Raw genomic sequence first — 24106 nt, 5'->3', positions numbered from 1 at the left:
TCGCGGGGTGCATGAAGATCGACATGGATCTCACGCTCAACGAGGACGACACCGCCGACGGGACGATCGTCATGGCGATCTCCGACGAGACGGCGGAGGCGCTGGGCCAGGACCCGCAGGCCCTCTGGGACCAGATGGGCTCGGAGATGGAGGGCGACCTCCCGCCGGGGGCGACGCAGGAGCCCTACGCCGAGGACGGCTACACCGGCACGCGGATGACCTACAGCGGCCAGCCGATCGCCGACATGTCGACCGGGGCCACCGACGAGCTCTCCATCACGCGCGAGGGCGACGAGTTCGTCGTGAGCGGCTCGATGGACATGTCCGACCAGGAGCTGGGCCTCGACGGCACCGACCCGGAGTCGGACGAGATGACCCGCCAGATGATGGAGGGCTTCGAGTTCAGCATCTCCATCACGTTCCCCGGCGAGGTCGGCGAGACCAACGGGCAGGTGGACGGGAACACGGTGACGTGGACGCCCGTGATGGGCGAGGTGACCGAGATCTCGGCCCGCGGGTCGGCGGTCGCCGGCGGCGCCGCGGCGGACCCGGGCGACGGCACCACGGACGGCTCGACCGACGGGTCCGACGACGGCACGGGCGACAGCACGGACGACAGCACCGCGGGCTCGTCGGCGGACTCGGACAGCGACGAGGGCTCCGACTTCCCCTGGTGGATCGTCGGGCTGGTCGGGGGGATCCTGCTGCTCGGGATCATCGGCCTCGTGCTGTGGCTGGTGCTGCGGAAGAAGCCCGACGCCCAGGACGGCAACGCCGGCTTCGCCCAGAGCGGCTACCCCGGTCAGCCGGGCGCCCCGCAGGGCCCCGCCGGCCAGTACCCCGGTCAGCCGGGCGCCCCGCAGGGCCAGTACCCCGGTCAGCCCGGTCAGTACCCGCCCGCTGCCTACCCGGGGCCGCAGGGACAGCCGGGCCAGTACCCGCCGCAGGGCGGTCCCGGCGGCGGGTACCCCGGCCAGCAGGCTCGTCCTGGCCAGTTCCCACCGCCGCAGCCGGGCGGCTACCCGGGCCAGCAGCCCGGCCCGCAGGGACAGGCTGGGCAGTACCCGCCCGCGCCGGGTCAGCAGCCCGGCCGGCCAGGTGCCCCGCAGGGTCCGTACGCGCCGCCGCAGGGCCAGCAGCCGGGATACCCCGGCGCACCGGGTCACCCGCAGCAGGCGCCGACGACGCCGTACCAGCAGGGTCCCGCGCCCACGCAGCCGCTGCCTCCGCAGGCCGGCCCGGTGCCGCCCGCCCCGACCCAGCCGCTCCCGCCGCAGCCGGGCCCCGCGGCGTCGGACCCCGGGCCCTCGGGCCCCGACGGAGACGACGAGATCGACGACGCCACGAGGCTGCGTCCTCCGAGCTGACGGCTCGCCTGTCGCGACGTAGCACTGCCGTCGCGACGTAGGACCGCAGGCCGCGACGTAGAACCCGCCGGGTTCTCTCTCGCGGCCTGCGGCTCTCTCTCGCGGCCTGCGGCTCTCTCTCGCGGCCTGCGGCTCTCTCTCGCGGCCTGCGGTTCTCTCGCGGACCGCCGCGCAGGTACGCCGGGACCGCACCGGGCCTCCGGTCAGCCCCAGAGGGGTTCGGCCGGACGGTACGCGAGCGCGACGTCGCCGAGGCCCGGGTCGACGTCCGCCAGCGATCCCGGCGACCACGAGGGGTTGCGGTCCTTGTCCACGACCTGGGCGCGGATCCCCTCGACGAGGTCCGGCTGCGTGTCGACGAACCACGCGACGAGGCCGTACTCCTGCTCGAGGGCGGACCGCAGGTCGGTGAGCCCCCGCGCGCTGCGGACGGCGGCGAGCGCGACGGTCACGGCGGTCGGGGACAGCGACTCGAGCTCGTCCGCCTCGGCGGCGGCCGCCTCGTCACCCGCGTCGGCCTCCGCACGCAGCGCCGCGACGATCCGGGGCACCGTCGCCTCGTCGTAGCAGCGGTCCACCCGCTCCTGCCGGGCCGCGAGCGCCGACGGCGGTGGCACGACCGCGTGCCGCAGCGCCACGGCGTGCACGGCCTGGGCGTCGAGCGGGTCGACGCCCGCCGTCGCGAGGGCCACGAGGTCCTCGTGCAGCAGCACGAGCCGCTCCGTCGGCACGTAGTGGTCGGCGAACCCGGCGTGGATCGCGTCGGCGCCGTCCATCGTCACGGCGCCGAGCGCGAGGTGCTCGCCGAGCCTCCCGGGCGCCCGCGCGAGCAGCCACGAGCCTCCGACGTCCGGCGTGAAGCCGATGCGGGTCTCGGGCATCGCGATGCGCGAGCGCTCGGTGACCACCCGCACGGTCGCGTGCCCTGCCAGCCCGACCCCGCCGCCCATCGTGACGCCGTCCATGATCGCGACGACGGGCACCGGGCTCTCCGCGAGCGCGGCGTCGACCGCGTACTCGCGGCGGAAGTACCGCCGCGCGTCGACCGCACGGCCGGCCACGATCGACGCGTGCAGCTCCCGGATGTCGCCGCCCGCGCAGAAGCCGCGGTCGCCCGCGCCGTCGAGCAGCAGCACGCGGACGGTGGGGTCGTCGCGCCATGCGTCGAGGACGTCGGCGATCTCGCCGAGCATGTCGTAGCCGAGCGCGTTGAGCGCACGGGGGCGATCGAGGGTCAGGTGGCCGACGGCGTCGTCGGCGCGCGCGATGATCTGGCTCGTCACCCGTGTCACGGTACCGTCGGGCATGGCTTCCGCGACGGACGAGTGGCGCCCCGACGTCCTGGGCGACGACTGGGTCGCCCGCGACCTCCCCCTGCCCGACGGCGCGGTGGCGACCCTCGTACGGCGGGCGCACCCCGGCGTCGGGCTCCCGACGGAACCGGCCGACAGCGAGGCCGCCGACAGCGAAGCCACCGACCGCGAGGCCGCCGACGCCCGGCCCGCCGACCGGCCGGCCGTGCTGTACGTGCACGGGTACATCGACTACTTCTTCCAGACCCACGTCGCCGAGGCGTTCGAGGCGCGCGGCTACCGGTTCTACGCGCTCGACCTGCGCGGGTACGGGCGGTCGGTCGGACGGGGGTCGGGTGCGCCGTCCCGGCCCGACGACGACCCGAACTTCGTCACCGACCTCGCCGTCTACGCCCGCGACCTCGACGCCGCGGCGCACGCCGTCCGGGCCGAGGGCCACGACCGCCTGGTCGTGCTCGGCCACTCGACGGGCGGGCTCGTCGCGAGCCTGTGGGCCGACGCCCGGCCCGGGGTGCTCGACGCCCTCGTGCTCAACAGCCCGTGGTTCGACCTCAACAGGTCGTGGTTCTTCCGCGGGCCGGTGACGTGGACGATCGACGTCGTGGGGCGGTTCGCGCCGCGGCTCGTCGTCGGGCACCTGGACCAGAACTGGCCGCGGGCGCTGCACGCGAGCACGGGCGGCGAGTGGGACTTCGACCTCGCCTGGAAGCCGCTCGAGGGGTTCCCCGCGCGGGCCGGCTTCATACGCAGCGTGCGCCGGTCGCAGGCGCGCCTCGCGCGGGGTCTCTCGATCGACTGCCCGGTGCTCGTCCTCGCGTCGGCCCGCAGCGGCCCGGCCGCCGGGTGGCACGAGGAGCTGCTCACGACGGACTCCGTGCTGGACGTCGGGCACATCACGTCGCGCGCGCGGCGCCTCGGTGACGACGTGACGGTCGTGACCGTGGAGGGCGGCGCGCACGACCTCGCGCTCTCCCCCGAGCCCGCCCGGTCGACCTACCTGGCCGAGGTCCTCGACTGGCTCGACGCCCGCGCCTGACCCCGGCCCGACCCCGACCGACTACGCGATGAGCTGGTGCTCGGCCAGGCGCCGGTAGAGCTCCGACGACCGCACGAGCTCGGCGTGCGTGCCGCTCGCGACGAGCCGGCCGGAGTCCACGACGAGGATGAGGTCCGAGTCGACGACCGTCGCGAGCCGGTGCGCCACGACGAGGAGCGTGCACCCGGCCGCGACGGTGTCGATGTGCTCGCGCACCTGCAGCTCGTTGAGCCCGTCGAGGTTCGACGTCGACTCGTCGAGCAGCAGCACCCCGGGGCGACCGAGCATCGCGCGTGCGACGGCGAGTCGCTGCCGCTCGCCGCCGGACAGGAGCACGCCGCCCTCCCCCACCTCGGCGTCGAGCCCGAGCGGTGACCGGTCGACCACGCCCTCCAGGTTGACGGCCGCGAGCGCGCGCCGGCACGCGTCGTCGTCGGCGTCGGGCGCGGCGATCGTCAGGTTGTCGCGCAGCGTCCCGGCGAGCACCGGGGCGTCCTGCTCGACGTAGCCCATGCGGGCGCGGACCACGCGGCGCGGAAGATCGCGCAGGTCGACCCCGTCGAGGCGGACCGCCCCGGAGTCGGGGTCGAAGAAGCGCACCAGGAGCGACAGGACGGTGGACTTCCCCGCCCCCGACGGCCCGACGAGCGCGACACGCTGCCCGGGCCGGACGGTGAAGGAGACGTCGTCGAGAACCTGCCGCGGCGCGTCGTCGCCCTCCGCGCGGTAGGAGAAGGAGACGCCGTCGAGCTCGAGCCGGGGCAGCGCCCCGACGCGCGACGCAGCCGCGAGGTCTCCCGCCGTGTCGTCCTCCGCCTCGAGGTCGAGGACCTCGTGGATGCGCGAGAGCCCGCCGAGCGCCTCGCCGATCGCGCTGACGGTCCCGAAGAGCTGTCCCAGCGGCATGATGAGGAGGAACAGGAAGAGGATGAACGAGACGAGCTCGGCCACGGAGAGCGCGCCCGAGGCGACCCGCAGCCCGCCGAGCCCGAGGACGGACAGGAACGTCACCTGCATCGCGATGCTCGACACGGGAGCGACGAGCGCGGTGACCCGGGCGACCGCGAGCCCGACGCGCCACGCCTTCTCCGTCTCCTCCCCGACCCGCTCGACCTCGGCCTCCGTCGCGTTCGCCGCCCGGATCGTGCGCAGGGCGCGCACGGCGCGGTCGACCGCCGCGGAGAGCGAGCCGACGGCGTCCTGCAGGCCCAGGCTCGCGCGCTCGATGCGCTGCGTGACGCCGACGACCACCACGACGGCGAGCACCGACACGACGAGGGCGACCAGCAGGAGCAGCGGGTCCAGCAGGACCATGGCGACGATCGCGCCCACGAGCGTGAACACGCCCGCGACGGACTCGACGAACCCCTGGCTGAGCATGTTGCGCACGACCGTCGTGTCGTTGCTCACGCGCGAGACGAGGTCGCCCACGCGACGCCGGTCGACCTCGGCGACGGGGAGCCGCAGGATGTGCCCGACGAGCTGTCGCCGCGACGAGCGGATCACACCCTCCGCGGTGCGCTGCACGAGGTACTGCTGGACACCGCCGAGCACCCCGCCGACGAGGACGAACGCGGCGAGCACCCACGGCAGCGCGCCGAGCGGCGTGCCGTCGCCCACGCGGTCGATCACCTCCCCGACGAGCAGCGGCTGGCACAGCGCCACACCGGCGGAGACGACGCTGAGGACCACGACGACGAGGACGATGCCGCGCTGCTCGGCGACGTGGCCGAACAGGTCGCGCAGCCGCGCACGGCGGGTCGGGACGACGGCCGCGGCCGGGGCGACCGGGCGCGCGGGCGCCGTGGCCGGGGCGCTCATGCGCGCACGTCCCGGGTGCGGAACAGCCACGTCGCGGCGACGAGGAGCACGAGCACCCACGCCGCGAGGCACGTCGCGGCCGCGGCGGGCGTGAGCGCCGCGGCGGGGAACGCGGCGGTGATGGTCGTCGGGTCGAAGAGCTGCACCCCGGCGACGGTCGGCAGGAAGCGCGACGCGGGCGTGAGCACGACGAGCATGAGGGAGAGCTGCGACACTGCGACGAGGACGAACAGCGGCAGGAGGACCTGGCGCAGGACCACCGTGAGCGCGAACGACACGAGGGCGATGCCGACCCAGTAGGCCAGGGCGCCGACCCACCGCAGCACGAGGCTCGTGGGCACGCCGCCGTCGATCACGCCGACGTCACCCAGGCCGACCTGGCTCACGAGGCTCACCGCGGGGATCGTCACGATCCCGACGACGAGCGTCACGAGGAGGAGCGCCGTCGCCTTGACGACGAGCAGCCCGGTGCGGGCCGGGACGGCGACGAGGGAGGTCTTGATCTGCCCCGACGTCTGCTCGCTGCCCGCCGCCATGACCCCCGCGACGATCACGCCGATCTGCCCGAGGAGCACGAACTCGAGCCCCACCGTCTCGGCGACGGTCCCGGGCGCGAGGTCCGGGTCGCCGGACGCGATGCCCTCGCCCACGGAGGGCGCCGAGACCCACGCGAGCCCGACCATGCACACCGCCGTGACGAGGAGCGTGACCCAGACCGAGCGCAGGGTGAGGAGCTTCGTGAGCTCCGAGACGAGGACGTCGCGCCAGCGCGCCATCACCGCTCCCCCCGTCCCGTGCCGGTGGGACCGCGGCGCGCGGGCTGCTGCCCCGCGAACTCTCCCCCGCCGTCCGTCCACTCGAAGTACGCGGTCTCCAGGTCCGGGTGCCCGGCGAGCAGGTCCGCCGTCGTGCCCTGCTGCACGACGCGCCCTCGCGCCATGACGACGAGGTCGTCCGCGATCGACTGCATCTCCGTCATGTGGTGGCTCGACACGAGGACGGTGCGACCGTCGTCGGCCAGCGACCGCAGGAACCCCCGGATCCAGCGGATGCCCTCGGGGTCCAGGCCGTTCGTGGGCTCGTCGAGGACGAGCACCTCCGGGTCGCCGAGCAGGGCCGTCGCGATGCCCAGCCGCTGGCCCATGCCGAGCGAGAACGTCCCGACGCGCTTGCCCGCGACCGACGTGAGGCCGACCGTCTCGAGCACCGTCGCGACGCGGTCCCGGGAGATCCCGTTGCTCTGCGCCACCCAGCGCAGGTGCGCGCGCGCCGTGCGGCCCCGGTGCGCGCCCGAGCCGTCGAACTGCGCACCGACGACGGTCAGCGGCCGGCGCAGCGACCGGAAGGGCCGGCCCGTGACGAGCGCCGTCCCGGCGTCCGCGGTGTCGAGACCGAGGATCAGGCGCATCGTCGTGGACTTGCCCGCCCCGTTCGGTCCCAGCAGACCCGTCACCCGGCCGGGGGTCGCGGCGAACCCCACCGCGTCCACCGCCGTCTTTCCCCGGAAGCTCTTGGTGAGCCCCGCTACCTCGATCATCTGCTGCTCCGTCTCCGTCGGTCGTGCGGTGCGTGGTGGTGGGCCGCGGTGCGGCGCCGGGTCGACGTCAGGTGCTCCACCTCCGGAACGACAGCGCCCCGCCGACCGTCGCCACGAGGACCCACACGAGCAGGACGGCGAGCCCGCCGGCCGGCCCCAGCGCGTCGGGGGGCACGGGAGGCAGCTGGTACAGGCGGCTGCCGGCCTGGTCCGGCAGGAGCTCCGCGGCCGGGGTGAGCGTCAGCAGGTAGGACGAACCGGCGAGCACGAGCGCGAGCATCACCGCCATGCCGACGAGGCCGTTGCGCACGACGGCGCTCACCGCGGTCGTGAGCACCGCGAGGAGCCCCCAGTAGACGGCGACGCCGACGAGCACCTGCACGTCCGCGGCCGCCGAGCCGGCGAACCCGGGGGCGCACGTCGTCGGGCACCGCGCGAGCCACGACCCGGCCGCGCTCACCGCACCGAGCCCGAGGCCGGCGACGAGCACCACGGTCAGCTTGGCGAGCAGGACCGCGATCCGTTGCGGCATCGCGAGGAACGTGGTGCGCACGGCACCGTTGTCGCTCTCCTGGAAGACGGACCAGGCGGCGAGAGCGATCACGCCGATCTGGCCGTAGTGGAGCACGACGAGGAACGCCGTCGCGGGTTCGAGCCCGCCGACGTCCTGCGGGCGGCCCGCGTCGAGCGCGGCGTCGGTCAGCACGGTGACGAGCCACGACAGCCCCACCGTGAGGACGACCGTCGCGACCGCTGCCGCGACGGGCAGCCGCAGCGTGGCGAGCTTCGTCGTCTCGGCCCGCACCGCGAGCCGGTAGGTCTCGGTCGTCGCTGTCGTCTCGGTCACAGGATCCCTCCGGGATGCTCGTCGGCCGCCGTCCGGGGCGCTCCGGTCGTGCGCGGGTCGACCGCGAGCACGACCCGGTAGCCGCCGACGTCGGGCGGCTCGCCGACGGGTCTGCCGCCGGACGTCACCCACGCGTGGGCGGTGAAGGGCTCCGGCCGGAACCCCGTCCGCCAGCCCGGCACGTGGCCTTCGGTCCGGCACAGCAGGACGACGGCGACGGACCGCTGGAGGCACCCGAGCCCCGCGCAGCGCACGCTCGCCCCGCACACCTCGTCGCGGGCGACCTGCGCCTCGTCGACCCCCGACTCCCGGGCGCCACGGCTCGCGAGGCGCAGGACGCGAACGAGCACGAGGGGCGGGAGGAGGGCGGCCACGCGCGCGACGGCGACCGCGCCCCGCACGCGGGCCCGCCGCAGCCCGCGTGTCGCGACCCGCCGCTCGGGCGCGACCGGCACGCTCATCGCGTCCCCGCCGTCGGTGCGAGGACCCGCGCCGTGACAAGGCTCCGGACGACGCCGACCGCGTCCTGGTGGACGACGTCCCGGTCGACGCCGTAGGCGGCCGCGAGGTCGTCCACGACCTCCCCGACGGTGCGGCCCTGCCCCAGCAGCTCGACGACGCGGGCGGCCGTCTCGTTGCCGCGCCAGTACCGGCCGGTCCGTGCCTGGAAGAACGTCACGTCGTCCCCGTCGCGCGAGACCGTGACCTCGGGCGCGACGGAGAACCTGTCCGCGCTGCCCGCTGCTCGACGCCTCATGCCACCGCTCCTCTCGCCCACCGCTCCACCCGGACGAGGTGCTCGACCTCGAAGAGCTGTGCGGTACCCGTCACGGGCACCCCCAGCGCGCGCCGCACCGCGCCCGCGTCGACGAGACCTGCCGCCACGAGCGCGCCGTCGAGCAGGAGCTCGTGGAGAGCCCCGCGCTCGCGCCGGTACTCGTCGAACAGGTCCTGGCTGTACTCGCCCTTGTGCTCGCGCGCGAAGACGTGGGACGGCACCACGTCGTGCACCGCGGCCGCGAGGAGCGGCTTGTTCGGCCCCGGCGCCGCGCGCACGTGGCCCGGCAGGGACAGCACGAGCGTCACGAGCCGCTCGTCCAGGAACGGCGACTCCCAGCTCACGCCGAGGTCGCGGAAGACGTCGTTCCCCTGCCGTGTGACCTCGCCCTGGAACACGACGGCCTCGAGCACCTGGTGCCGGGCGCGGTCGGCGGCGAGCGGCCCCTCGTCCTCGGTGACCGCCTCCACGGCCTCGGTGACGAAGGCACGGGCCGCGGGGCTGAGGAACGGCGTGGGCGCGAAGCCGGGCGCCCACGAGAACGCCTCGGCCGGCCCGTCGGGGGCACCCCGCGCAGGCCCCCGCACCCGGCGACGGAGCTCGCGACCGTACGGCTCGCGGGACAGCGCCGCGCGGACCGTGGTGCCCAGCGGCCAGCGCTGCATCGTGCCGAGCCCGAGGACGGCGCGCGCGGCGCGCGCCGGGCGGCGCCGTCCGACCGCGAGCGCGACGGCGGGTGCGGCCGCGAACAGCTCGTCGCCGCCCAGGCCGTTGACGTGGACGCCGGCGCCGACGCCGCGCGCTCGCAGCAGCGCCTGCTCGAGGTAGGCGGCGTTGCTGCCCCAGGCGGGCGGGGCCTCGGCCGCGGCGGCCGCGCCCGACAGCACGGGCGCGGCGAACGCGCTCGTGGTGCGCGAGAACGACTCGAGCTCGACGAGCGGCCCGCGCAGCCCGGTCGCGGCGTGCGCGGCCCAGTCGCGGTCGACGTTCGTCGGGTCGTCCGTGCTGGCCCGCGTGTAGGAGACGTCGGTCCGGAGCCGGTCCAGCAGGTAGGCGAGCGTCGTGGAGTCGACGCCGCCGGAGAGGTCGCAGGAGATCGTCCCGTGGTCCTGGGTCCGGACGCGAAGGGTCTCGTCGAGCGCGGCGCGCACCGCGCCGGCGGCCTCCTCGGGCGAGGTGTCGTCCCGCACCTCGTCGAGGGCCACCCGTTCCTCCGCGACGCCCCCGTCCGCCCGCAGGACGAGGGTCGCTCCGGGAGAGACGGTGCGAACACCGGTCCAGTGGCTGCGCAGGCGCAACCGGGCCGGCACGTTGGAGCACAGGCCGAGGGCCAGCCGCTGCACGTCGAGCCCCGCACCGAGCAGGGCGCGCAGCCCGGACTCCGTGCCGGAGGCGACCGGGACGCCGTCGACGAGCGCCCAGAAGACGTGCTGGGACGTGGACAGCGTGCCGCGCACGGTGGTGCGACCCGCCGAGCTGGTCAGGCGGTGGACGCAACCGGACGGGGCCGAGTCGTGCTCCACGCGCGCCTCCGGACCGGTTCCGGACCCGCCGTTGCCGACGAGGACGACCTGTTTTCCGGCGCGCCGCACGTGGCGCAGGAATCGCGCGCTCGACGCGTCGTGGAGGATCCACGGGCGCCCCGAAGAATGCGACACGACAAAGGGCCCGGAGAGCGCGCGGAGCGCATCGGGAAGAATGCGTGGGACCGGCGTGTCCGGCAGCACGAAGAATGTCATGAGAAGTGGTCCGCCCGGCGCGCGACGACGAGCGCCCATCGAGGACGCGGCCCGTCGCAGGGCCAGGGAACGAGCAGGGAGCCCGCGGGAGAAGCCGTGCGAGCCCCCTGCTCGCGCGGGCTGAGGTCAGCCGACCTCGACCTTGATGAACGCCCGGCCACCGAAGATGTCGCGCCACCGGCCGAACCAGACACCGTTGGTCACGGAACGGAAGTGGCCGATCTCGACGACCTGCGGAGCGGCGTACACCGACTTGCTCATCACATTTCCCCCTTGTGTGACAAAGCCGGAAGGTCTCCCGGCGCGGTCAACCTAACAAGGCCTCGGAGCCGCTGCCAAGGAACCGTCCGCGGAGTGAGAATCCGGTTGAACGTCGAACGATTGATCGCTTTCCGGGCCACGTGCGGACACTGTCGTCGACGACGGGCGCCGCTCCCCGGGGCTTCGCCGCGACCTCCCACCGTCGTGTCCGAATCCCGCTAGCCACACGCCGGGCCGCAAGGCAGGATCGACTCGTGACCATCCAGCAGACAGGCCGGGCCGTGCACGACCCCACGCCGCCCGGCGTCGCCGACCCGGAGTTCGCCGAGCGCTACCGCGCCATCGCGTCGCGCGACCGCCGGTTCGACGGCCAGTTCATCACGGCGGTCCGTACGACCGGCATCTACTGCCGCCCGTCGTGCCCCGCGCGGACCCCTCGACCGGAGAACGTCACCTTCTACCGCACGTCGGCCGCGGCGCACGAGGCGGGATACCGCGCGTGCAAGCGCTGCCTCCCCGAGGCGGTGCCCGGGACGCCGCGCTGGGACCTCGGCCACGACCTCGCGGCCCGCGCCATGCGGCTCGTCGGCGACGGCGTCGTGGACCGCGAGGGCGTGGACGGCCTCGCCGCCCACCTCGGCTACTCCCCGCGCCACCTGCACCGCGTCCTGCAGGCCGAGCTCGGCGCGGGCCCGATCGCGCTGGCCCGCGCGCTGCGCGCCCAGACGGCACGGTCCCTCATCACGGGGACCGACCTCCCGCTCGCCGACGTCGCGTTCGCCGCGGGCTTCGGCAGCATCCGCCAGTTCAACGACACCGTCACGGAGGTGTTCGACACGACGCCGAGCGAGCTGCGTCGTCGGGCACGGCCCCGCACCGCGCCGACCGCCCGCCGGACGCCGGCCGGCTCACCGGCTGCCGCCACGGCGACGCTCACGCTCACGCTCCCGCTGCGCGAGCCGTACGACGCCCGCGGGATCTTCGCCTTCCTCGCCGCTCGCGCCGTGGACGGCGTGGAGGTCGTCGGTCCGCTCGACGCAACCCATCTCACGTACGCGCGCACGCTCACCCTGCCCCACGGGCCCGGCGCGTTCCGCGCGTCCTACGGCCCGCTGCGGAGCAGACCCCGGTTCCACGTCGAGCTGGAGCTCACGTCCGTCGCCGACCTGCCCGCCGCCGTCGCGCGCGTCCGTCGTCTGTTCGACCTCGACGCGGACCCGCAGGCGGTCGACGCGGCGCTCGCCGTCGACCCGGCGCTGACCGCCGCCGTCCGCGCGACGCCCGGGGTGCGCGTCCCGGGCGCGGTCGACCCCGTCGAGATCCTCGTGCGTGCGCTCGTGGGCCAGCAGATCTCCGTCGCGGCCGCGCGCACCCACCTGTCGCGCCTCACCGACGCGCTCGGTGCACCGTTCGCGTCCCGGTTCGGGCCGACCCGCCTGTTCCCGACGGCGCAGGCGATCGCCGCGGACGGCGCCGACCACCTGCGCGGGCCGGCGCGGCGGACGTCCGCGATCCTCGGCGTCGCGCGTGCGCTGGCCGACGGCGAGCTCGTCCTGTCCCCCGCGGACGAGCCGGGCGCGCTGCGGTCCGCGCTCGAGGCGCTGCCCGGCGTCGGGCCGTGGACCTCGGGATACGTCGCGATGCGGGTCCTGCACGACCCCGACGTCCTCCTCGACGGCGACCTCGCGCTCCGCGCCGGCGCCCGGGCGCTCGGGCTGCCCGACGACCGCCGGGCCCTCACCGAGCGCGCCGAGCGCTGGTCTCCGTGGCGTTCCTACGCGGCGATGCACCTGTGGCGCGCCGCCGGGACGGCTGCCGTCCCGGCGCCGACCCTCACGACGCCGACCACGACGCCGCCCTCGACCCTCACCACGACTCCCGACAAGGCTCCCGACCTGACTCCTCTGGAGGAGACCCCGTGACGTCCACCGCCATCCCGCGCACCACCGCGACGGCCACAGCCGCCACCGCGACGGCCACAGCCAGCACGACCACCGTCCCCACGCCCGACGGTCCGTTCACCGTCGTCGCCGCGCCCGACGGCGCGGTGCTCGCCTCCGGGTGGACGGACGACGTCGCCGCGCTCGTCGCGCTCGTCCACCCGGACCTGCGGCCGACCGAGGTCGCACCCGTGCCCGACGACGCGGCCCCGGTCGCGGCGGCCGTCGTCGCGGTCCGCGCCTACTACGCGGGCGACGTCCGGGCCATCGACGACGTCCCCGTGCGACAGGTGTCCGGCCCGTTCCGCGCCCACGCGTGGGACGTGCTGCGCACGGTCGAGCCCGGCGACCCCGTGACCTACACGGGGTACGCCGAGCTGTCGGGCCGGCCCTCCGCCGTGCGCGCCGCGGCGGGCGCGTGCGCCATGAACGCCGCGGCGCTGTTCGTGCCGTGCCACCGCGTGCTGCGGACCGACGGCAGCCTGGGCGGCTACCGCTACGGCCTGCAGATCAAGCGCAGCCTGCTCGACCGGGAGCGGACCGTCGCCGGGAGCACCGAGACCCTCGCCGTGTGACGGCGCCGGCACCGAATTCGGTGTCCCCCGCGGACGACACCCCGGAGAATCGGCGCATGAACCAGCTCCGCCCGATCGACACCGCGCCCTGGCCCCGCCGGGAGCACTTCGAGCACTACCGCCATCGCGTCCCGTGCACGTGGGCGATGACGGTCGACCTGGACGTGACGGCCCTGACTGCGGCGCTCCGGGCGTCGTCCCGCAAGAGCTACGTGGCGCACGTGTGGGCGCTCGCGACCGTCGTCAACCGGCACGACGAGTTCCGCACGAGCCTGACGGCCGACGGCGCGCCGGCGGTCTGGGACGTGCTCCACCCGTCGTTCACGGTCCTCAACCCCGAGCGCGAGACGTTCGCGAGCGTGTGGGCGCCGTTCGACCCCGACTTCGCCCGCTTCCACGAGCGCGCCGCGGACCTGCTCGCCGAGCACCGCACCGCGACCACGTTCTTCCCGCAGGACGACACCCCGCCCAACACGTTCGACGTGTCGAGCCTGCCGTGGACGCGGTTCACCGGCTTCACCCTCCAGATCGCGCCCGGGTGGGACCACCTCCTGCCGATCTTCACGCTCGGGCGCTACGAGCGGCGCGACGACCGGACCGTGCTCCCGCTCGCGCTCCAGGTGCACCACGCCGCGGTGGACGGTTTCCACGGCGGCCGGTTCGTGCAGGAGCTCGAGGAGCTCGTCGCCGATCCCGGCTGGGTGGGATGAGCGCCGAGGTCGGGGGTCAGCCCCGGCCGAAGAGCTGCGTCCAGACGCGCTCGGCGTGCCCGACGCCGATCTCCCGCAGGTCGCAGTCCAGGATGTTCGCGCGGTGCCCCGGCGAGTCCATCCAGGCCCGCACGACCTCCTCGGCCGTCGCCTGGCCCTTGGCGATGTTCTCCGCGCCGGGGTTCTCGTAGCCCTGCGCCTCGGCGCGGTCCCACGGCGATCGGCCGTCGAGACTCGTGTGGTCGAAGTAGTCCTGCGCGAGCATGTCCTCGCTGTGGAGCTGCGCCGCGGCGGTGAGCCGGTCGTCGACGGCGAGCGGCCCGCACCCCGCGGCCGCGCGCTCCGCGTTCGTCAGCTCGACCACCGCCGCGCCCTCCGCCGAGAGCACGCCCGGTCCGGGCGCCGCCGCGACGGTCGGGGGCGTGGCGGTCGGGGCAGCGGCGGGCGGCGGAGCGCCCTCCCCGGCGGGTGCTCCCGGTGTGCCCGGCACGGGTGACGGCTCGGTCTGCGGTGCCGGCTCCTCGGCCGGGGGCGGGGCGTCGGCCGCAGGCGTCTCCGCGGTGGGGACGCCCGAGGCCGGAGGGCCCGAGGCCGAGGCGCCCGTGCCCGGGGTGCCCGACGCCGGTCCCGCGGCGTCGACGTCGTGCCGCTCCGGCAGCGTCCGGGAGGTGCCGTACCGCTCGCGCTCCGCGAGGAGCTCGACGCGCCCCGCGCCGGGAGACCAGGGCAGGGCGGCGACGACGGGTCCGAGACGGCCGGCGTGCTCGGGGCGCAGCGCGCCGGACATCGTCGCCGCGGTCAGCCCGGCTGACGGCCCGAGGACCAGCACGGCCGCGACCCCGGCGGTCACGGCGCCCACCGCACCGGGCGCCGACCGCAGGTGGCGCGCGGGGGCGCCCGCGCGGCGTCGGGTACGGGACGACGGCGCGGCCACGGGCGCCGGTTCCGGGACCGGGTCGCCGCGGCGGTGCCGGGGCGTACGGGGCGGGGCCATCGCCCGACCCTAGCGAGATTCGTCCGAGATGTGCACCTGTGCCCCGAACGTCAGCGCAGCGTGGGCTCCTCGGGCGTCGACACCGTGAAGACGGCGCCCGCGACGAGCGTCGACGCCGTCGCCGCCCGCTCGAGCTCGTCGAGGCGACGGGCGACCGAGGTCTCGGCCTCGTCGCCCGTGAGGTCGACGCTCGCGACGAGGTAGAGCGAGCGCGGCCCCACGTACTCGAGGCGCAGGTAGGTGACGCGCTCGACCTGCGGCATCGCCGCGATCGCGCGGAGCACCGCGTCGCGCGTCGCGGGCAGGGCCGCCTCCCCGACGAGGAACCGCCGGTTGCGGTCGATGAGCACGACCGACACGACGGCGAGCACGACGCCCACGACGATCGACCCGATCGCGTCGGGCACCGGCGAGCCCGTGAGCTGGTGCGCGAGCACGCCGCCGAACGCGACGACGAGGCCGACGAGCGCCGCCGCGTCCTCGGCGAAGACCGCGCGCAGGGTCGGGTCGGACGTCACGAGGACGTGGTGCAGGGTGTCGTGCTGCGCGCGCCGCGCCTCGGCGCGCACCTGCCGGCGCGCCTGGAGGAACGAGATCCCCTCGAGCACGAACGCGAGCCCGAGCACCGCGTAGGCGACGCCGAAGCTGCCCGCCGGCTCGGGGTGGACGAGCTCCTGGATGCCGTGCGTGATCGAGACGCCCGCGCCGACGGCGAACAGCCCGATCGCCGCGAACATCGACCACACGTACGCCTCGCGACCGAACCCGATCGGGTGCGCGGCGTCCGCCGGGCGGCGCGAGCGCCGGTCCGCGACGAGGAGGAACACCTCGTTCCCGGTGTCAGCCCACGAGTGGACCGCCTCCGCGAGCATCGAGGCCGAGCCGGTCACGACGGCGGCGAAGGACTTGGCGACGGCGATGAGCGCGTTGGCGCAGAACGCGATCACCACCGTGAGCGTGCTCTCCCCGCCGCCGTCGCCCTGCACGACCCGAGGGCTCGTCCCGGGGAACGGCGCGGCGGGCGGGGCGGGACGGTGGGCGGGTGGGACGTCGCTCGCGGGCACGGGTCCGGTCTACCACGCGGTCGCCGGCCCGGCACGAGGACCCTGGCCACCGCCCCTCCGCCGAGCACCCCGGCGCTACCTCGCGCTGCCGCCGTCCTCGCCGGGCGGGGCCGGGTCCGCCCTCCCGTGCTCTGGCGCGTCGCCCGTGCCGGCGAACGAACCGCGTGCCGGCCGCGCGCGGCCGTCGTCCGGGACGTCGTGCTCGCCGACGTCCTCACGGTCCGCGGCGTCCTGGTCCCGGGTCAGCTCGTCGACGACGAGGTGCGACGTGTCGACCTTGCCCGTGCGGTAGCCGGCCCGGCCGACCATGTGCGCCGCGACCGGCGAGGTGAGGAGCTGGAAGACGACGACGAGCGCGAGCGTCGCGACCGCCCCCCACGACCGCAGGCGCAGGCTCAGCCCGAGCAGCACGAGGATGAGCCCGAGCACCTGCGGCTTCGTCGCGGCGTGCATGCGCGCGAGGAGGTCGGGGAAGCGCACGACGCCGACCCCGGCGGCGAACGCGAGGAACGCCCCGAGGAGCAGGAGCACGGCGGACACGACGTCGGCCACGCCGTCCCAGAACGCGGTGTCCATCAGCGCACCTCCCCCTCGGGCGTCGCGCCGTGGTGGTCGGCGTCGATCGCGGCGTCGCGCTCCTCCTCCTCGGCGGCGCGGCGCTCGGCGTCCTCGCGCGCCACCTCCTCGGGGGTGCGGATGCGGCCCTCGCCCTCCGGCTCGACGGACGCGAACCGCGCGATCGTCACCGACCCGATGAAGCCGACGAGCGAGAGCACGACGAGCAGCGGGATCGTGTCGGTGCGGCGCGAGAACGCCGCTTCCAGCGCGATCGCGCCGACGAGCGTCGTCGTGAAGACGTCGAGCGCGATGGTGCGGTCGAGCATCGACGGGCCGCGCTCGGCCCGGACGACGGCGAGCGTCGCGGCAGCCCCGAGCAGCACCGCCGCCGTGATCACGACGACGAGGTAGACGGTGTCGGTCACGGCCCGCTCCTCTCCCCGGTGGCCGGTCGTCGGGCGGCGCCGGTCTCGTGCCCGAGCCGACCGCCGCCCTCGCCCGGGTCGCTCTTCGCGGGCGTCCCCCCGGGCCCGTGGTAGAGCCCGGCCGCGCGCAGGTCCTCGTTCGACGCGAACGCGTGCAGGATGCGCGCCTCGAGCGCGAGCGTGTCGGCACGGACCTGCTCGACGCCACCCACCTGCTCGACGTCGAGCACGTGCAGGTAGAGCATCCCCGTGAGGCGGTGCGCCTCGACGACGAGCGACCCGGGGACGAGCGAGCTGAGCTCGGCCGTCATGGTCATGTACAGGTCGGCGGGGTTGCGCAGCCGCACCCCGACGACCGCTCCGCGCGGCGTCCGGCGCGGGTCGAGCGCGAGGAGGCTCACCTGGAAGGACGCGGTGACGAGGTCGGCGACGAAGCGTGCGAGCAGCACGAGCAGCGGCCACGGCCGCACGCGGCCACGGGTCGCGACCGACGGCAGCGGGAACAGGACGAGGACGACGGCGCCGATCACCGCGCCCGCGACGACGTTGCCCCACGACAGGTCGCCCCAGAGCATGACCCAGACGAGGGTCAGCCACAGGACCGTGCGCCACTGCGTGGTGACGCGGTGGAACCACCCGGTGGCGAGGGTGCTGCGGCGGCGGTGCAGGCTCATGAGCCGTCACCCTCCTCGGCGACGTCGCTCGAGACGCCCTGCCCGCGCTCGGAGCCGCCGACGAACACGGCGTCGACGTAGGTGTGGCCGTCGAGCAGCGTCTCGGCGGCACGCTCGGTGTACGAGTAGAGCGGGCCGGCGACCACCGTGAGAGCGAGACCGAACGCCACGAGCGCCGCCGCGGGCCCGACCATGCCGCGCGGCATGGTGACACCCTCGGGGATCTCGACGGGCGGCGTCTGCCAGAACGCCTTGTTCCAGGCCTTGACGATCGCGTAGAGCGTGAGGAGCGACGTCACGACGGACCCGACGACGAGCGCCCACGTGAGCGGCGTGCCCTGTGCGACGCCCTCCTCGAGCAGACCGAGCTTGCCGAGGAATCCGGAGAGCGGCGGGATGCCCGCGAGATTCATCGCCGGGACGAAGAACAGGATCGCGAGGCCTGGCGCGAGCTTCGCGAGGCCGCCGAGGCGGTCCAGGGACGTGGACCCGCCTCGGCGTTCCACGAGGCCGACGACGAGGAACAGCGTGGTCTGCACCGTGATGTGGTGCACGACGTAGAAGATGGCCGCCGCCATGCCGGGCTCGGACGCGAGCGCGATGCCGAAGATCATGAAGCCGATGTGGCTCACGAGCGTGAACGACAGCAGTCGTTTGATGTCGTTCTGCGCGACGGCGCCGAGGATCCCGACGACCATCGTCAACAGGGCGAGCCACAGGAGCAGGTCGTCGACGCGGTCGTCCTGCGGGAAGAGCAGGGTCTGCGTGCGGATGATCGCGTACACGCCCACCTTGGTGAGCAGGCCCGCGAAAACCGCCGTGACCGGTGCCGGCGCCGTCGGGTAGGAGTCCGGGAGCCACGACGACAGCGGGAAGAGCGCCGCCTTGATGCCGAACGCGAGCAGCAGCAGGAGCTGGATCGTCAGGCGCACACCGGGATCGATCTCGGCGAACCGCTCCGAGAGCTGCGCGAGGTTGACGGTCCCGGTGGACGCGTAGGTCAGGGCGATCGCGACGAGGAAGATGATCGACGACAGCAGCGCGACGACGACGTAGATCGAGCCCGCCCGGATCCGCTCGCCCGTCCCGCCGAGCGTGAGCAGCACGTAGCTCGCGGCGAGGAAGATCTCGAACCCGACGTACAGGTTGAACAGGTCGCCGGACAGGAACGCGTTGAACACGCCCGCCGCGAGGACCATGAACGTCGGGTGGTAGATCGCGACCGGCGCCTCCTCGTCGCCGTCGGCCACGCCCTGGGCCAGCGAGTACAGCAGGACGCACAGCATGACGAAGCTCGACACCGTGAGCATGAGCGCCGAGAGCCGGTCCGCGACGAGGTCGATCCCCACCGGGGCCGCCCACTCGCCGACGTCGACCACGATGGGGCCGGCGTCGGCCGCGACGAGCAGCACGACGGACGTGACGAGCACGAGCGAGAGCGCCGCCGTCGCGATGATGCGCTGGGCGCGCGCGTGGCGCCACAGCGCCAGCGTGAGCCCGGCCGCGATGAGCGGCAGCACGACGGGCAGGGGGACGACGGTCCTCGCGACCTCGGTGAGATCCATCAGCGCGCCCTCCCCTCGTCGTCGTCCGTCGGGCGTGCGCGGCCGAGCCGCGCGTCGGTGATGCCGTCGCGGTCCGCGTCGGTCTCGTCGTGCACCTCGGCCGCCTCGTCGTCCAGCGTCTGCCCGCTCTCCTCCGTGTCCAGGTCCTCGAACGCCGGGGCGTTGCGCGCCGCGTGGCGCGCCACGCGGCGGTCCTCGAGGTCGTCCTGGACCTCGTCGTGGCCGTGGAGCTGCCACGAGCGGTAGGCCATCGCGAGCACGAACGCCGTGAGGCCGAGCGTGATGACGATCGCGGTGAGGACCATCGCCTGGACGAGCGGGTCGCTCATCTCGTCGTCGGGCGTGGTCCCGACGATCGGCGCCCCGCCCGCCCGGCCGCCCGCGACGAGGAAGAGCAGGTTCGCGCCGTTGCCCATGAGGATGAAGCCGAGCAGCACGCGCGTCAGGCTCCGCTCGAGCAGGAGGTAGACGCCGGCCGTGAAGAGGACGCCGATGGCGAGGACGAGCACGATGCTCGGGGTCATGTCGATGACGTTCACCGCCGGCCACCCCCGATCGCATCCGGCTCCATCGCCTCGAGCGGCCCGGTGTCCTCACCGGGCTCGCGCCCGGCCGCAGCACGTTCGGTCTGCCGGTCGATCTCCGCGCCGAGCGTGCGCAGGATGTCGAGGACCAGACCCACGACGACGAGGAACACGCCGACGTCGAAGAACAGGGTCGTGACGAACTTGACGTGCCCGAAGATCGGGAGCGTGACCTCGAGGATCGCGCTCTGGAGCACCGACCCGCCGAAGAAGAGGGGGACGAGCCCGGCCCCCGCGGAGAGGAACAGCCCGAGGCCCAGGAGCAGACCCGGGTGCACCGGCGCGGCCTCCCCGAGCTCGTACCGCCCGCCCGCCAGGTAGCGCACGACCAGGGCGATGCCGACGACGAGGCCCGCCGCGAACCCGCCGCCCGGGTTGTTGTGACCCGAGAACAGCAGGAACAGCGCGAACACGATCATCGAGTGGAACAGCACGCGCGTCACGACCTCGAAGATCACCGAGCGTCGTTGCGGCGCGAGCGTGCGGCCCGCGTTGAGCCACACGGCCATGCGCGGCTGCGTCGTGTCGTCCACGCCGCGTCGCCGCAGCGCCGCGCCCGGGTCCGGCTCGCCGCCCCAGACGCCGGTGCCCCTGCCGTCGGGCTTGCCGGTGACGACGCGCGCGTTCGCGATCCGCAGCACCTCGCCGCTGCGCGTGCGCAGGAAGACGAGCGACGCGACGCCCGTCGCCGCGGCGAGCAGCACCGAGATCTCGCCCATGGTGTCCCACGCGCGGATGTCGACGAGCGTCACGTTGACGATGTTCTTGCCGCCGCCCCACGCGTACGCCTCCTCCGGGAAGTCCACGGAGACCGGGGTCGCGACGCGCGCCAGCGGCACGACGACGGCGAACCCCATCATCACGACGCCCACCGCGACCGCGACGCCGAGGCGCACCCACCGGCTGGACGCGAGCGGGCGGTCGGAGAAGTAGGGCGGCAGACGGCGCAGCACGAGCACCATGACGACGAGCGTGATGGTCTCGACGAGGACCTGGGTCAGCGCGAGGTCGGGCGCGCCGTGCAGGAGGAAGAGCACGGCGTTGCCGTAGCCGGCGATGCCGATGAGGATCACGGCCTTGAGACGACGGCGCGACCGGGCCGCGAGGACCGACGCGACGCAGATCGCGACGACGGCGGCGAGCTGGGCCGGACGGTCCCACGCCTTGAGCTGCTCGGGCCAGCTCGTCTGGGCGACCATCACGAGCCCCGGTCCGAGGACGAGGACCGTGAGGATGATGCCGAGGTACAGCGGGAGCGACCCGCGCTGGGTCACCGCGGTGACGTCGGCGGCGACGTCGTCGAGCTTGCGCATGACGCGCCGGTAGGTGACGTCGGCCTCCGGCCCGGTCCACAGCGAGGCCTGGAACCGCTCGACGCGCGAGCGCTGCCAGAAGAGCAGGACACCCACCCCGAGGACGAGCACGGTGAGCGCGAGCGCGGGCGTGAACCCGGCCCACAGCACGAGGTGGCCCGGCTCCCCCGCCGGGTACGTCTCGGCGTACGGCTGGAGCAGGTTCTCACCGAAGTGCGGCACGAGCGCGGCCGCGAGGCCCAGCACCGCGAGCACGACGGCGGGCGCCACGAGCAGGAACGGCAGGGGCTTGATCCGGGCCGGGTCGATCGGCGCCTCGTCCGCCTCGATGACCGGGCCGCGCCCGGGCGCACGCAGGTCGAGGTGGTCGTTCGCGCGCGCCGGGGAGCCGTGGCGCTTGCGCGACGAGAAGGCGCCCCACCAGAACCGCAGGCCGTAGGCGACGGTGAACATCGACCCGACGACGACGGACCACAGGACGACGGCGTCGACCCACGCCGGACCCTCGCCGTGCAGCAGCGCCTCGAGCGCCGCCTCCTTCGCGACGTACCCCGCGAAGGGCGGCAGGCCGATCATCGACGCGGTCGCGAGCGCGCCCGCGAAGGCCGTCCACGGCAGTCGTCGGCCGACGCCGGTCAGCCGGCGCAGGTCGCGCGTCCCGGTGGCGGCGTCGACGGCGCCGACGACGAGGAACAGCGACGCCTTGAACATCGCGTGCGCACCGATCATCGCGAGCCCGGCGAGGGCGGCGCCGCGCGTGCCGATCCCGACCAGCAGGATGATCAGCCCGAGCTGGCTCACCGTGCCGAACGCGAGCACGAGCTTGAGGTCGTACTGGCGCAGCGCGCGGTAGCCGCCGACGAGCAGCGTCCCGGCACCGAGCGCGATGACGATCGTCCGCCACACGGTGGTGTCCGAGTAGGCGGGCGCGAACCGCGCGACGAGGTAGACGCCGGCCTTCACCATCGCGGCGGCGTGCAGGTACGCGCTCACCGGCGTCGGGGCCGCCATCGCGGCGGGGAGCCAGAAGTGCAGCGGGATCAGCGCCGACTTGCTCACGGCGCCCACGAGGACGAGGACGACCGCGGCCGTCACCGCACCGCCGGTGGGCGGGTCCGCGACGATCTCCGACAAGCGGTACGTGCCCGCCTGCGCCCCGAGCACGATGAGCCCGACGAGCATGGCCAGGCCGCCCGCCGTCGTGACGACGATCGCCTGCATGGCCGCTCGCCGGCTGGCCTTGCGGTCGGCGTAGTGGCCGATGAGGAGGTAGGAGAAGACGGTCGTCAGCTCCCAGAAGACGAACAGCAGGAGCACGTCGTCGGCGACGACCAGGCCGACCATCGCGCCCGCGAACGCCGTGAGGACGCCGCCGAACCGGCGCAGCCCCTGGGCCGTGGGCGAGAAGTACGCCGAGCAGTAGACGAGGACCAGCGCCCCGACGCCGCCGACGAGCAGCAGCATGAGCCACGACAGCGTGTCCATGCGGAACGCGAGCTCGAGGCCGAGCCCGGGCACCCACTCGACGACCGTCGTCGGGTGCTCGCCGGACATGACGCGCCCCGTCCATGCCAGCGCGTAGACGGCGGCGGACGCCGGCGCCAGCGCGAGCACGAGGAAGGCCCGCCGGCCGAGGAGCGAGACGAGTGCGGGCGCGCCCAGTGCCATCGCGAGATGCGCGAGGAGCACGTAGAGCACGGGCCGCTCCGTCCGGGTCGGGGGCGGGTGGGCGGGTCTTGCCTGAACTTGTCAGACGCCGCGGCACCCGGCCTCCGGGCGCGCACGACGAAACAGGGCGACGACCCCCGCGGGGACGGGTGTCGAGCCGGCTCCACTTTACCGACTGCCGACACGTTCCCGCGGGCCGGAGGTCCGATCGTGACCGATTCCTCACGCTCGGCGACGCACGGACGTGGCCCGCCGGGCCTCAGAGGTCCGCGGGCTCCACCAGGAAGTCGGACTCGTCCGCGATCTCGCCGCCCACCGCGCGGTGCAGCGCCGTCGTGATCTGCCCGACGACCTCCCCGGCACGACGGCGCGCGATCCGGTGCTCCATCGACGGCTGCTCCTGCTGCGCCTCGATGAGGTCGCGCGGCTCCCACCGGATCCGGTAGCTCACGGCGCCGCCCGCCGTCCACGGGAGCCCGCGCAGGAGCAGCGGCAGCTGGTCCTCGCCGCCCACCTCGACGGCGACGAGCCCGTCCAGGCCGAGGTCGACGAGCAGGCCGTAGCCGTCGAGCACCGATCCCGTGGTCAGTGCCTTGATGTCCACGTCGTCCGCCGCCGCGTGGATCGCGCGACGCAGCTCGGGGTCCATCTTCTCGCCCGGGTACAGGGGCATCTCCGTGATGCCCTTCGGCGGGCCCTGGTAGGACGCGCCCTCGGTCGCGAGGATCGTGCGCGGGTGCTGGCGCGCGACGAGCGCGAGGGCGGCGTTCGGCTCGAGCCACACGTCGGAGTACAGGCACATGTCGATCGTGACGCCCGGGTCGGGCGTGAGGACGACACCCGGCCCGGCCGGGTTCCCGACGTCGGTGCGCACGGACCCGCCGAGCCGTCGCGCGGCGGCGACGAGCCACGCAACGACGCGCTCCTCCTCGCGCACGGGCAGGCCGCCGGGGAAGGCGCGGCCGACGCCGTCGCGGTCGCTCCCGCCCGGCCAGGGCGCCTCGCCCCGCTCCCGGGGGCACACGACGTCGAACACGAGCTCCGTGCCGGGCGGCAGACCCGAGCCGGTGGCCGCGAACGGACCGGTGAGCGACGTGTGCCGCGACGTGCGCAGCACCCCGGGCTCGCCCGGGCCCGCCGTGCGCGCGGGTGGGACGAGCGGCTCGGTGCCCGCGGGCGCGACGTCCCACCGGGCGCCCGCGAAGCGCGAGAGCGCGAGCGTCTCGACCTCGTCGACCAGCACGTCCCCCGGCAGCCCGAGCAGGTGTCGCGCCTGGTACCCCTGGGCGCTGCCGCGGCCGTCGGGGTTCGCGAGCACGGGCAGAGCGGTCATCTGG

General features: G+C 74.8%; 23 protein-coding genes. 5 read left to right on the top strand and 18 right to left on the bottom strand.

Annotated elements, in window-relative coordinates; translation table 11 throughout:
- The first annotated feature begins 23 nt into the window (after positions 1-23).
- Complete coding sequence (locus tag V5D56_RS06615) at positions 24-1367, top strand: LppM family (lipo)protein (RefSeq protein ID WP_435738254.1); 1344 nt, start codon at positions 24-26, stop codon at positions 1365-1367.
- 203 nt (positions 1368-1570) lie between these two features.
- Here the strand turns inward: V5D56_RS06615 and V5D56_RS06610 are convergent, their stop codons facing one another.
- Positions 1571-2650 (bottom strand): enoyl-CoA hydratase/isomerase family protein, encoded by a 1080-nt coding sequence (locus tag V5D56_RS06610; protein WP_435738253.1) that lies wholly within the window; start codon positions 2648-2650, stop codon positions 1571-1573.
- Positions 2651-2672: 22 nt separating this feature from the next.
- On the opposite strand from V5D56_RS06610, the gene V5D56_RS06605 reads away from it, so the two are divergent.
- Positions 2673-3716, top strand: coding sequence for an alpha/beta hydrolase (locus V5D56_RS06605; protein ID WP_435738252.1), 1044 nt, complete (start codon positions 2673-2675; stop codon positions 3714-3716).
- 21 nt (positions 3717-3737) lie between these two features.
- On the opposite strand, the gene V5D56_RS06600 is transcribed toward V5D56_RS06605, so the two are convergent.
- The 8 genes from V5D56_RS06600 to V5D56_RS06565 all read right to left on the bottom strand — a co-directional run bounded on the left by V5D56_RS06600 (position 3738) and on the right by V5D56_RS06565 (position 10699).
- Positions 3738-5537 (bottom strand): ABC transporter ATP-binding protein, encoded by a 1800-nt coding sequence (locus V5D56_RS06600; protein ID WP_435738251.1) that lies wholly within the window; start codon positions 5535-5537, stop codon positions 3738-3740.
- Complete coding sequence (locus V5D56_RS06595; protein ID WP_435738250.1) at positions 5534-6313, bottom strand: hypothetical protein; 780 nt, start codon at positions 6311-6313, stop codon at positions 5534-5536. Before V5D56_RS06595 ends, V5D56_RS06600 begins: the two co-directional genes overlap by 4 nt.
- Positions 6313-7074, bottom strand: a complete 762-nt coding sequence (locus V5D56_RS06590) for an ABC transporter ATP-binding protein (protein WP_435738249.1) — start codon at positions 7072-7074, stop codon at positions 6313-6315. Before V5D56_RS06590 ends, V5D56_RS06595 begins: the two co-directional genes overlap by 1 nt.
- Positions 7075-7141: 67 nt before the next feature.
- Positions 7142-7921, bottom strand: a complete 780-nt coding sequence (locus tag V5D56_RS06585) for a hypothetical protein (protein WP_435738248.1) — start codon at positions 7919-7921, stop codon at positions 7142-7144.
- The gene (locus V5D56_RS06580; protein WP_435738247.1) at positions 7918-8382 is read right to left on the bottom strand and encodes a lasso peptide biosynthesis B2 protein; all 465 of its coding nucleotides are present in this window, start codon (positions 8380-8382) and stop codon (positions 7918-7920) included. The genes V5D56_RS06585 and V5D56_RS06580 overlap by 4 nt, the downstream gene beginning before the upstream one ends.
- A complete protein-coding gene (locus V5D56_RS06575) occupies positions 8379-8678 on the bottom strand; it encodes a PqqD family peptide modification chaperone (RefSeq protein ID WP_435738246.1) in 300 nt (99 codons plus the stop codon). The genes V5D56_RS06580 and V5D56_RS06575 overlap by 4 nt, the downstream gene beginning before the upstream one ends.
- The gene (locus tag V5D56_RS06570; protein WP_435738245.1) at positions 8675-10222 is read right to left on the bottom strand and encodes an asparagine synthase-related protein; all 1548 of its coding nucleotides are present in this window, start codon (positions 10220-10222) and stop codon (positions 8675-8677) included. The genes V5D56_RS06575 and V5D56_RS06570 overlap by 4 nt, the downstream gene beginning before the upstream one ends.
- A gap of 342 nt (positions 10223-10564) precedes the next feature.
- A complete protein-coding gene (locus V5D56_RS06565) occupies positions 10565-10699 on the bottom strand; it encodes a lasso RiPP family leader peptide-containing protein (protein WP_435738244.1) in 135 nt (44 codons plus the stop codon).
- Between the two features lie 260 nt (positions 10700-10959).
- On the opposite strand from V5D56_RS06565, the gene V5D56_RS06560 reads away from it, so the two are divergent.
- Genes V5D56_RS06560 through V5D56_RS06550 form a run of 3 tightly spaced genes read left to right on the top strand, consistent with a single transcriptional unit; the run spans position 10960 to position 13924 of the window.
- The gene (locus V5D56_RS06560) at positions 10960-12621 is read left to right on the top strand and encodes an AlkA N-terminal domain-containing protein (protein ID WP_435738967.1); all 1662 of its coding nucleotides are present in this window, start codon (positions 10960-10962) and stop codon (positions 12619-12621) included.
- Positions 12618-13214: a methylated-DNA--[protein]-cysteine S-methyltransferase gene (locus V5D56_RS06555; protein WP_435738243.1), complete on the top strand. Its 597-nt coding sequence runs from the start codon at positions 12618-12620 to the stop codon at positions 13212-13214. The genes V5D56_RS06560 and V5D56_RS06555 overlap by 4 nt, the downstream gene beginning before the upstream one ends.
- Before the next feature lie 56 nt (positions 13215-13270).
- Positions 13271-13924, top strand: a complete 654-nt coding sequence (locus V5D56_RS06550) for a CatA-like O-acetyltransferase (protein ID WP_435738242.1) — start codon at positions 13271-13273, stop codon at positions 13922-13924.
- A 16-nt stretch (positions 13925-13940) separates the two neighbouring features.
- Here V5D56_RS06550 and V5D56_RS06545 read toward each other — a convergent pair whose 3' ends face one another.
- The 9 genes from V5D56_RS06545 to V5D56_RS06505 form a co-directional block, all read right to left on the bottom strand.
- On the bottom strand, positions 13941-14918 hold the full coding sequence (locus V5D56_RS06545) for a CAP domain-containing protein (protein WP_435738241.1): 978 nt from the start codon (positions 14916-14918) through the stop codon (positions 13941-13943).
- A gap of 50 nt (positions 14919-14968) precedes the next feature.
- Complete coding sequence (locus V5D56_RS06540) at positions 14969-15904, bottom strand: cation diffusion facilitator family transporter (RefSeq protein WP_435738966.1); 936 nt, start codon at positions 15902-15904, stop codon at positions 14969-14971.
- Between the two features lie 153 nt (positions 15905-16057).
- Entirely contained in the window at positions 16058-16558 is a 501-nt protein-coding gene (mnhG, locus tag V5D56_RS06535) for a monovalent cation/H(+) antiporter subunit G (RefSeq protein ID WP_435738240.1), read from the bottom strand.
- Positions 16558-16965, bottom strand: coding sequence for a monovalent cation/H+ antiporter complex subunit F (locus tag V5D56_RS06530; RefSeq protein ID WP_435738239.1), 408 nt, complete (start codon positions 16963-16965; stop codon positions 16558-16560). The genes mnhG and V5D56_RS06530 overlap by 1 nt, the downstream gene beginning before the upstream one ends.
- Positions 16962-17639, bottom strand: a complete 678-nt coding sequence (locus V5D56_RS06525) for a Na+/H+ antiporter subunit E (protein WP_435738238.1) — start codon at positions 17637-17639, stop codon at positions 16962-16964. The genes V5D56_RS06530 and V5D56_RS06525 overlap by 4 nt, the downstream gene beginning before the upstream one ends.
- On the bottom strand, positions 17636-19204 hold the full coding sequence (locus V5D56_RS06520) for a Na+/H+ antiporter subunit D (protein WP_435738237.1): 1569 nt from the start codon (positions 19202-19204) through the stop codon (positions 17636-17638). The genes V5D56_RS06525 and V5D56_RS06520 overlap by 4 nt, the downstream gene beginning before the upstream one ends.
- Positions 19204-19728 carry a Na(+)/H(+) antiporter subunit C gene (locus V5D56_RS06515; RefSeq protein WP_435738236.1) on the bottom strand — a complete coding sequence of 175 codons (525 nt, stop codon included), beginning with the start codon at positions 19726-19728 and terminating at the stop codon, positions 19204-19206. Before V5D56_RS06515 ends, V5D56_RS06520 begins: the two co-directional genes overlap by 1 nt.
- Positions 19729-19739: 11 nt before the next feature.
- Positions 19740-22799 carry a Na+/H+ antiporter subunit A gene (locus V5D56_RS06510; protein WP_435738235.1) on the bottom strand — a complete coding sequence of 1020 codons (3060 nt, stop codon included), beginning with the start codon at positions 22797-22799 and terminating at the stop codon, positions 19740-19742.
- Positions 22800-23028: 229 nt separating this feature from the next.
- Positions 23029-24102 (bottom strand): hypothetical protein, encoded by a 1074-nt coding sequence (locus V5D56_RS06505; RefSeq protein WP_435738234.1) that lies wholly within the window; start codon positions 24100-24102, stop codon positions 23029-23031.
- Positions 24103-24106: the final 4 nt, after the last annotated feature.

This window comes from Cellulosimicrobium sp. PMB13, assembly GCF_051294865.1.
Lineage (GTDB): Bacteria > Actinomycetota > Actinomycetes > Actinomycetales > Cellulomonadaceae > Cellulosimicrobium.
The sequence above is the reverse complement of the archived record's forward strand: the minus strand, read 5'-3'. Positions and strand labels throughout refer to the sequence as shown.

Bases quoted from the DNA above. Each gene is read 5' to 3' on its own strand.
- V5D56_RS06565 (WP_435738244.1), bottom strand. From the start codon at position 10,699: ATGAGCAAGTCGGTGTACGCCGCTCCGCAGGTCGTCGAGATCGGCCAC.
- V5D56_RS06550 (WP_435738242.1), top strand. From the start codon at position 13,271: ATGAACCAGCTCCGCCCGATCGACACCGCGCCCTGGCCCCGCCGGGAG.
- V5D56_RS06580 (WP_435738247.1), bottom strand. From the start codon at position 8,382: ATGAGCGTGCCGGTCGCGCCCGAGCGGCGGGTCGCGACACGCGGGCTG.
- V5D56_RS06545 (WP_435738241.1), bottom strand. From the start codon at position 14,918: ATGGCCCCGCCCCGTACGCCCCGGCACCGCCGCGGCGACCCGGTCCCG.
- V5D56_RS06615 (WP_435738254.1), top strand. From the start codon at position 24: ATGGATCTCACGCTCAACGAGGACGACACCGCCGACGGGACGATCGTC.
- V5D56_RS06520 (WP_435738237.1), bottom strand. From the start codon at position 19,204: ATGGATCTCACCGAGGTCGCGAGGACCGTCGTCCCCCTGCCCGTCGTG.
- V5D56_RS06590 (WP_435738249.1), bottom strand. From the start codon at position 7,074: ATGATCGAGGTAGCGGGGCTCACCAAGAGCTTCCGGGGAAAGACGGCG.
- V5D56_RS06600 (WP_435738251.1), bottom strand. From the start codon at position 5,537: ATGAGCGCCCCGGCCACGGCGCCCGCGCGCCCGGTCGCCCCGGCCGCG.
- V5D56_RS06505 (WP_435738234.1), bottom strand. From the start codon at position 24,102: ATGACCGCTCTGCCCGTGCTCGCGAACCCCGACGGCCGCGGCAGCGCC.
- V5D56_RS06605 (WP_435738252.1), top strand. From the start codon at position 2,673: ATGGCTTCCGCGACGGACGAGTGGCGCCCCGACGTCCTGGGCGACGAC.
- V5D56_RS06515 (WP_435738236.1), bottom strand. From the start codon at position 19,728: ATGACCCCGAGCATCGTGCTCGTCCTCGCCATCGGCGTCCTCTTCACG.
- mnhG (WP_435738240.1), bottom strand. From the start codon at position 16,558: ATGGACACCGCGTTCTGGGACGGCGTGGCCGACGTCGTGTCCGCCGTG.
- V5D56_RS06525 (WP_435738238.1), bottom strand. From the start codon at position 17,639: ATGAGCCTGCACCGCCGCCGCAGCACCCTCGCCACCGGGTGGTTCCAC.
- V5D56_RS06595 (WP_435738250.1), bottom strand. From the start codon at position 6,313: ATGGCGCGCTGGCGCGACGTCCTCGTCTCGGAGCTCACGAAGCTCCTC.
- V5D56_RS06575 (WP_435738246.1), bottom strand. From the start codon at position 8,678: ATGAGGCGTCGAGCAGCGGGCAGCGCGGACAGGTTCTCCGTCGCGCCC.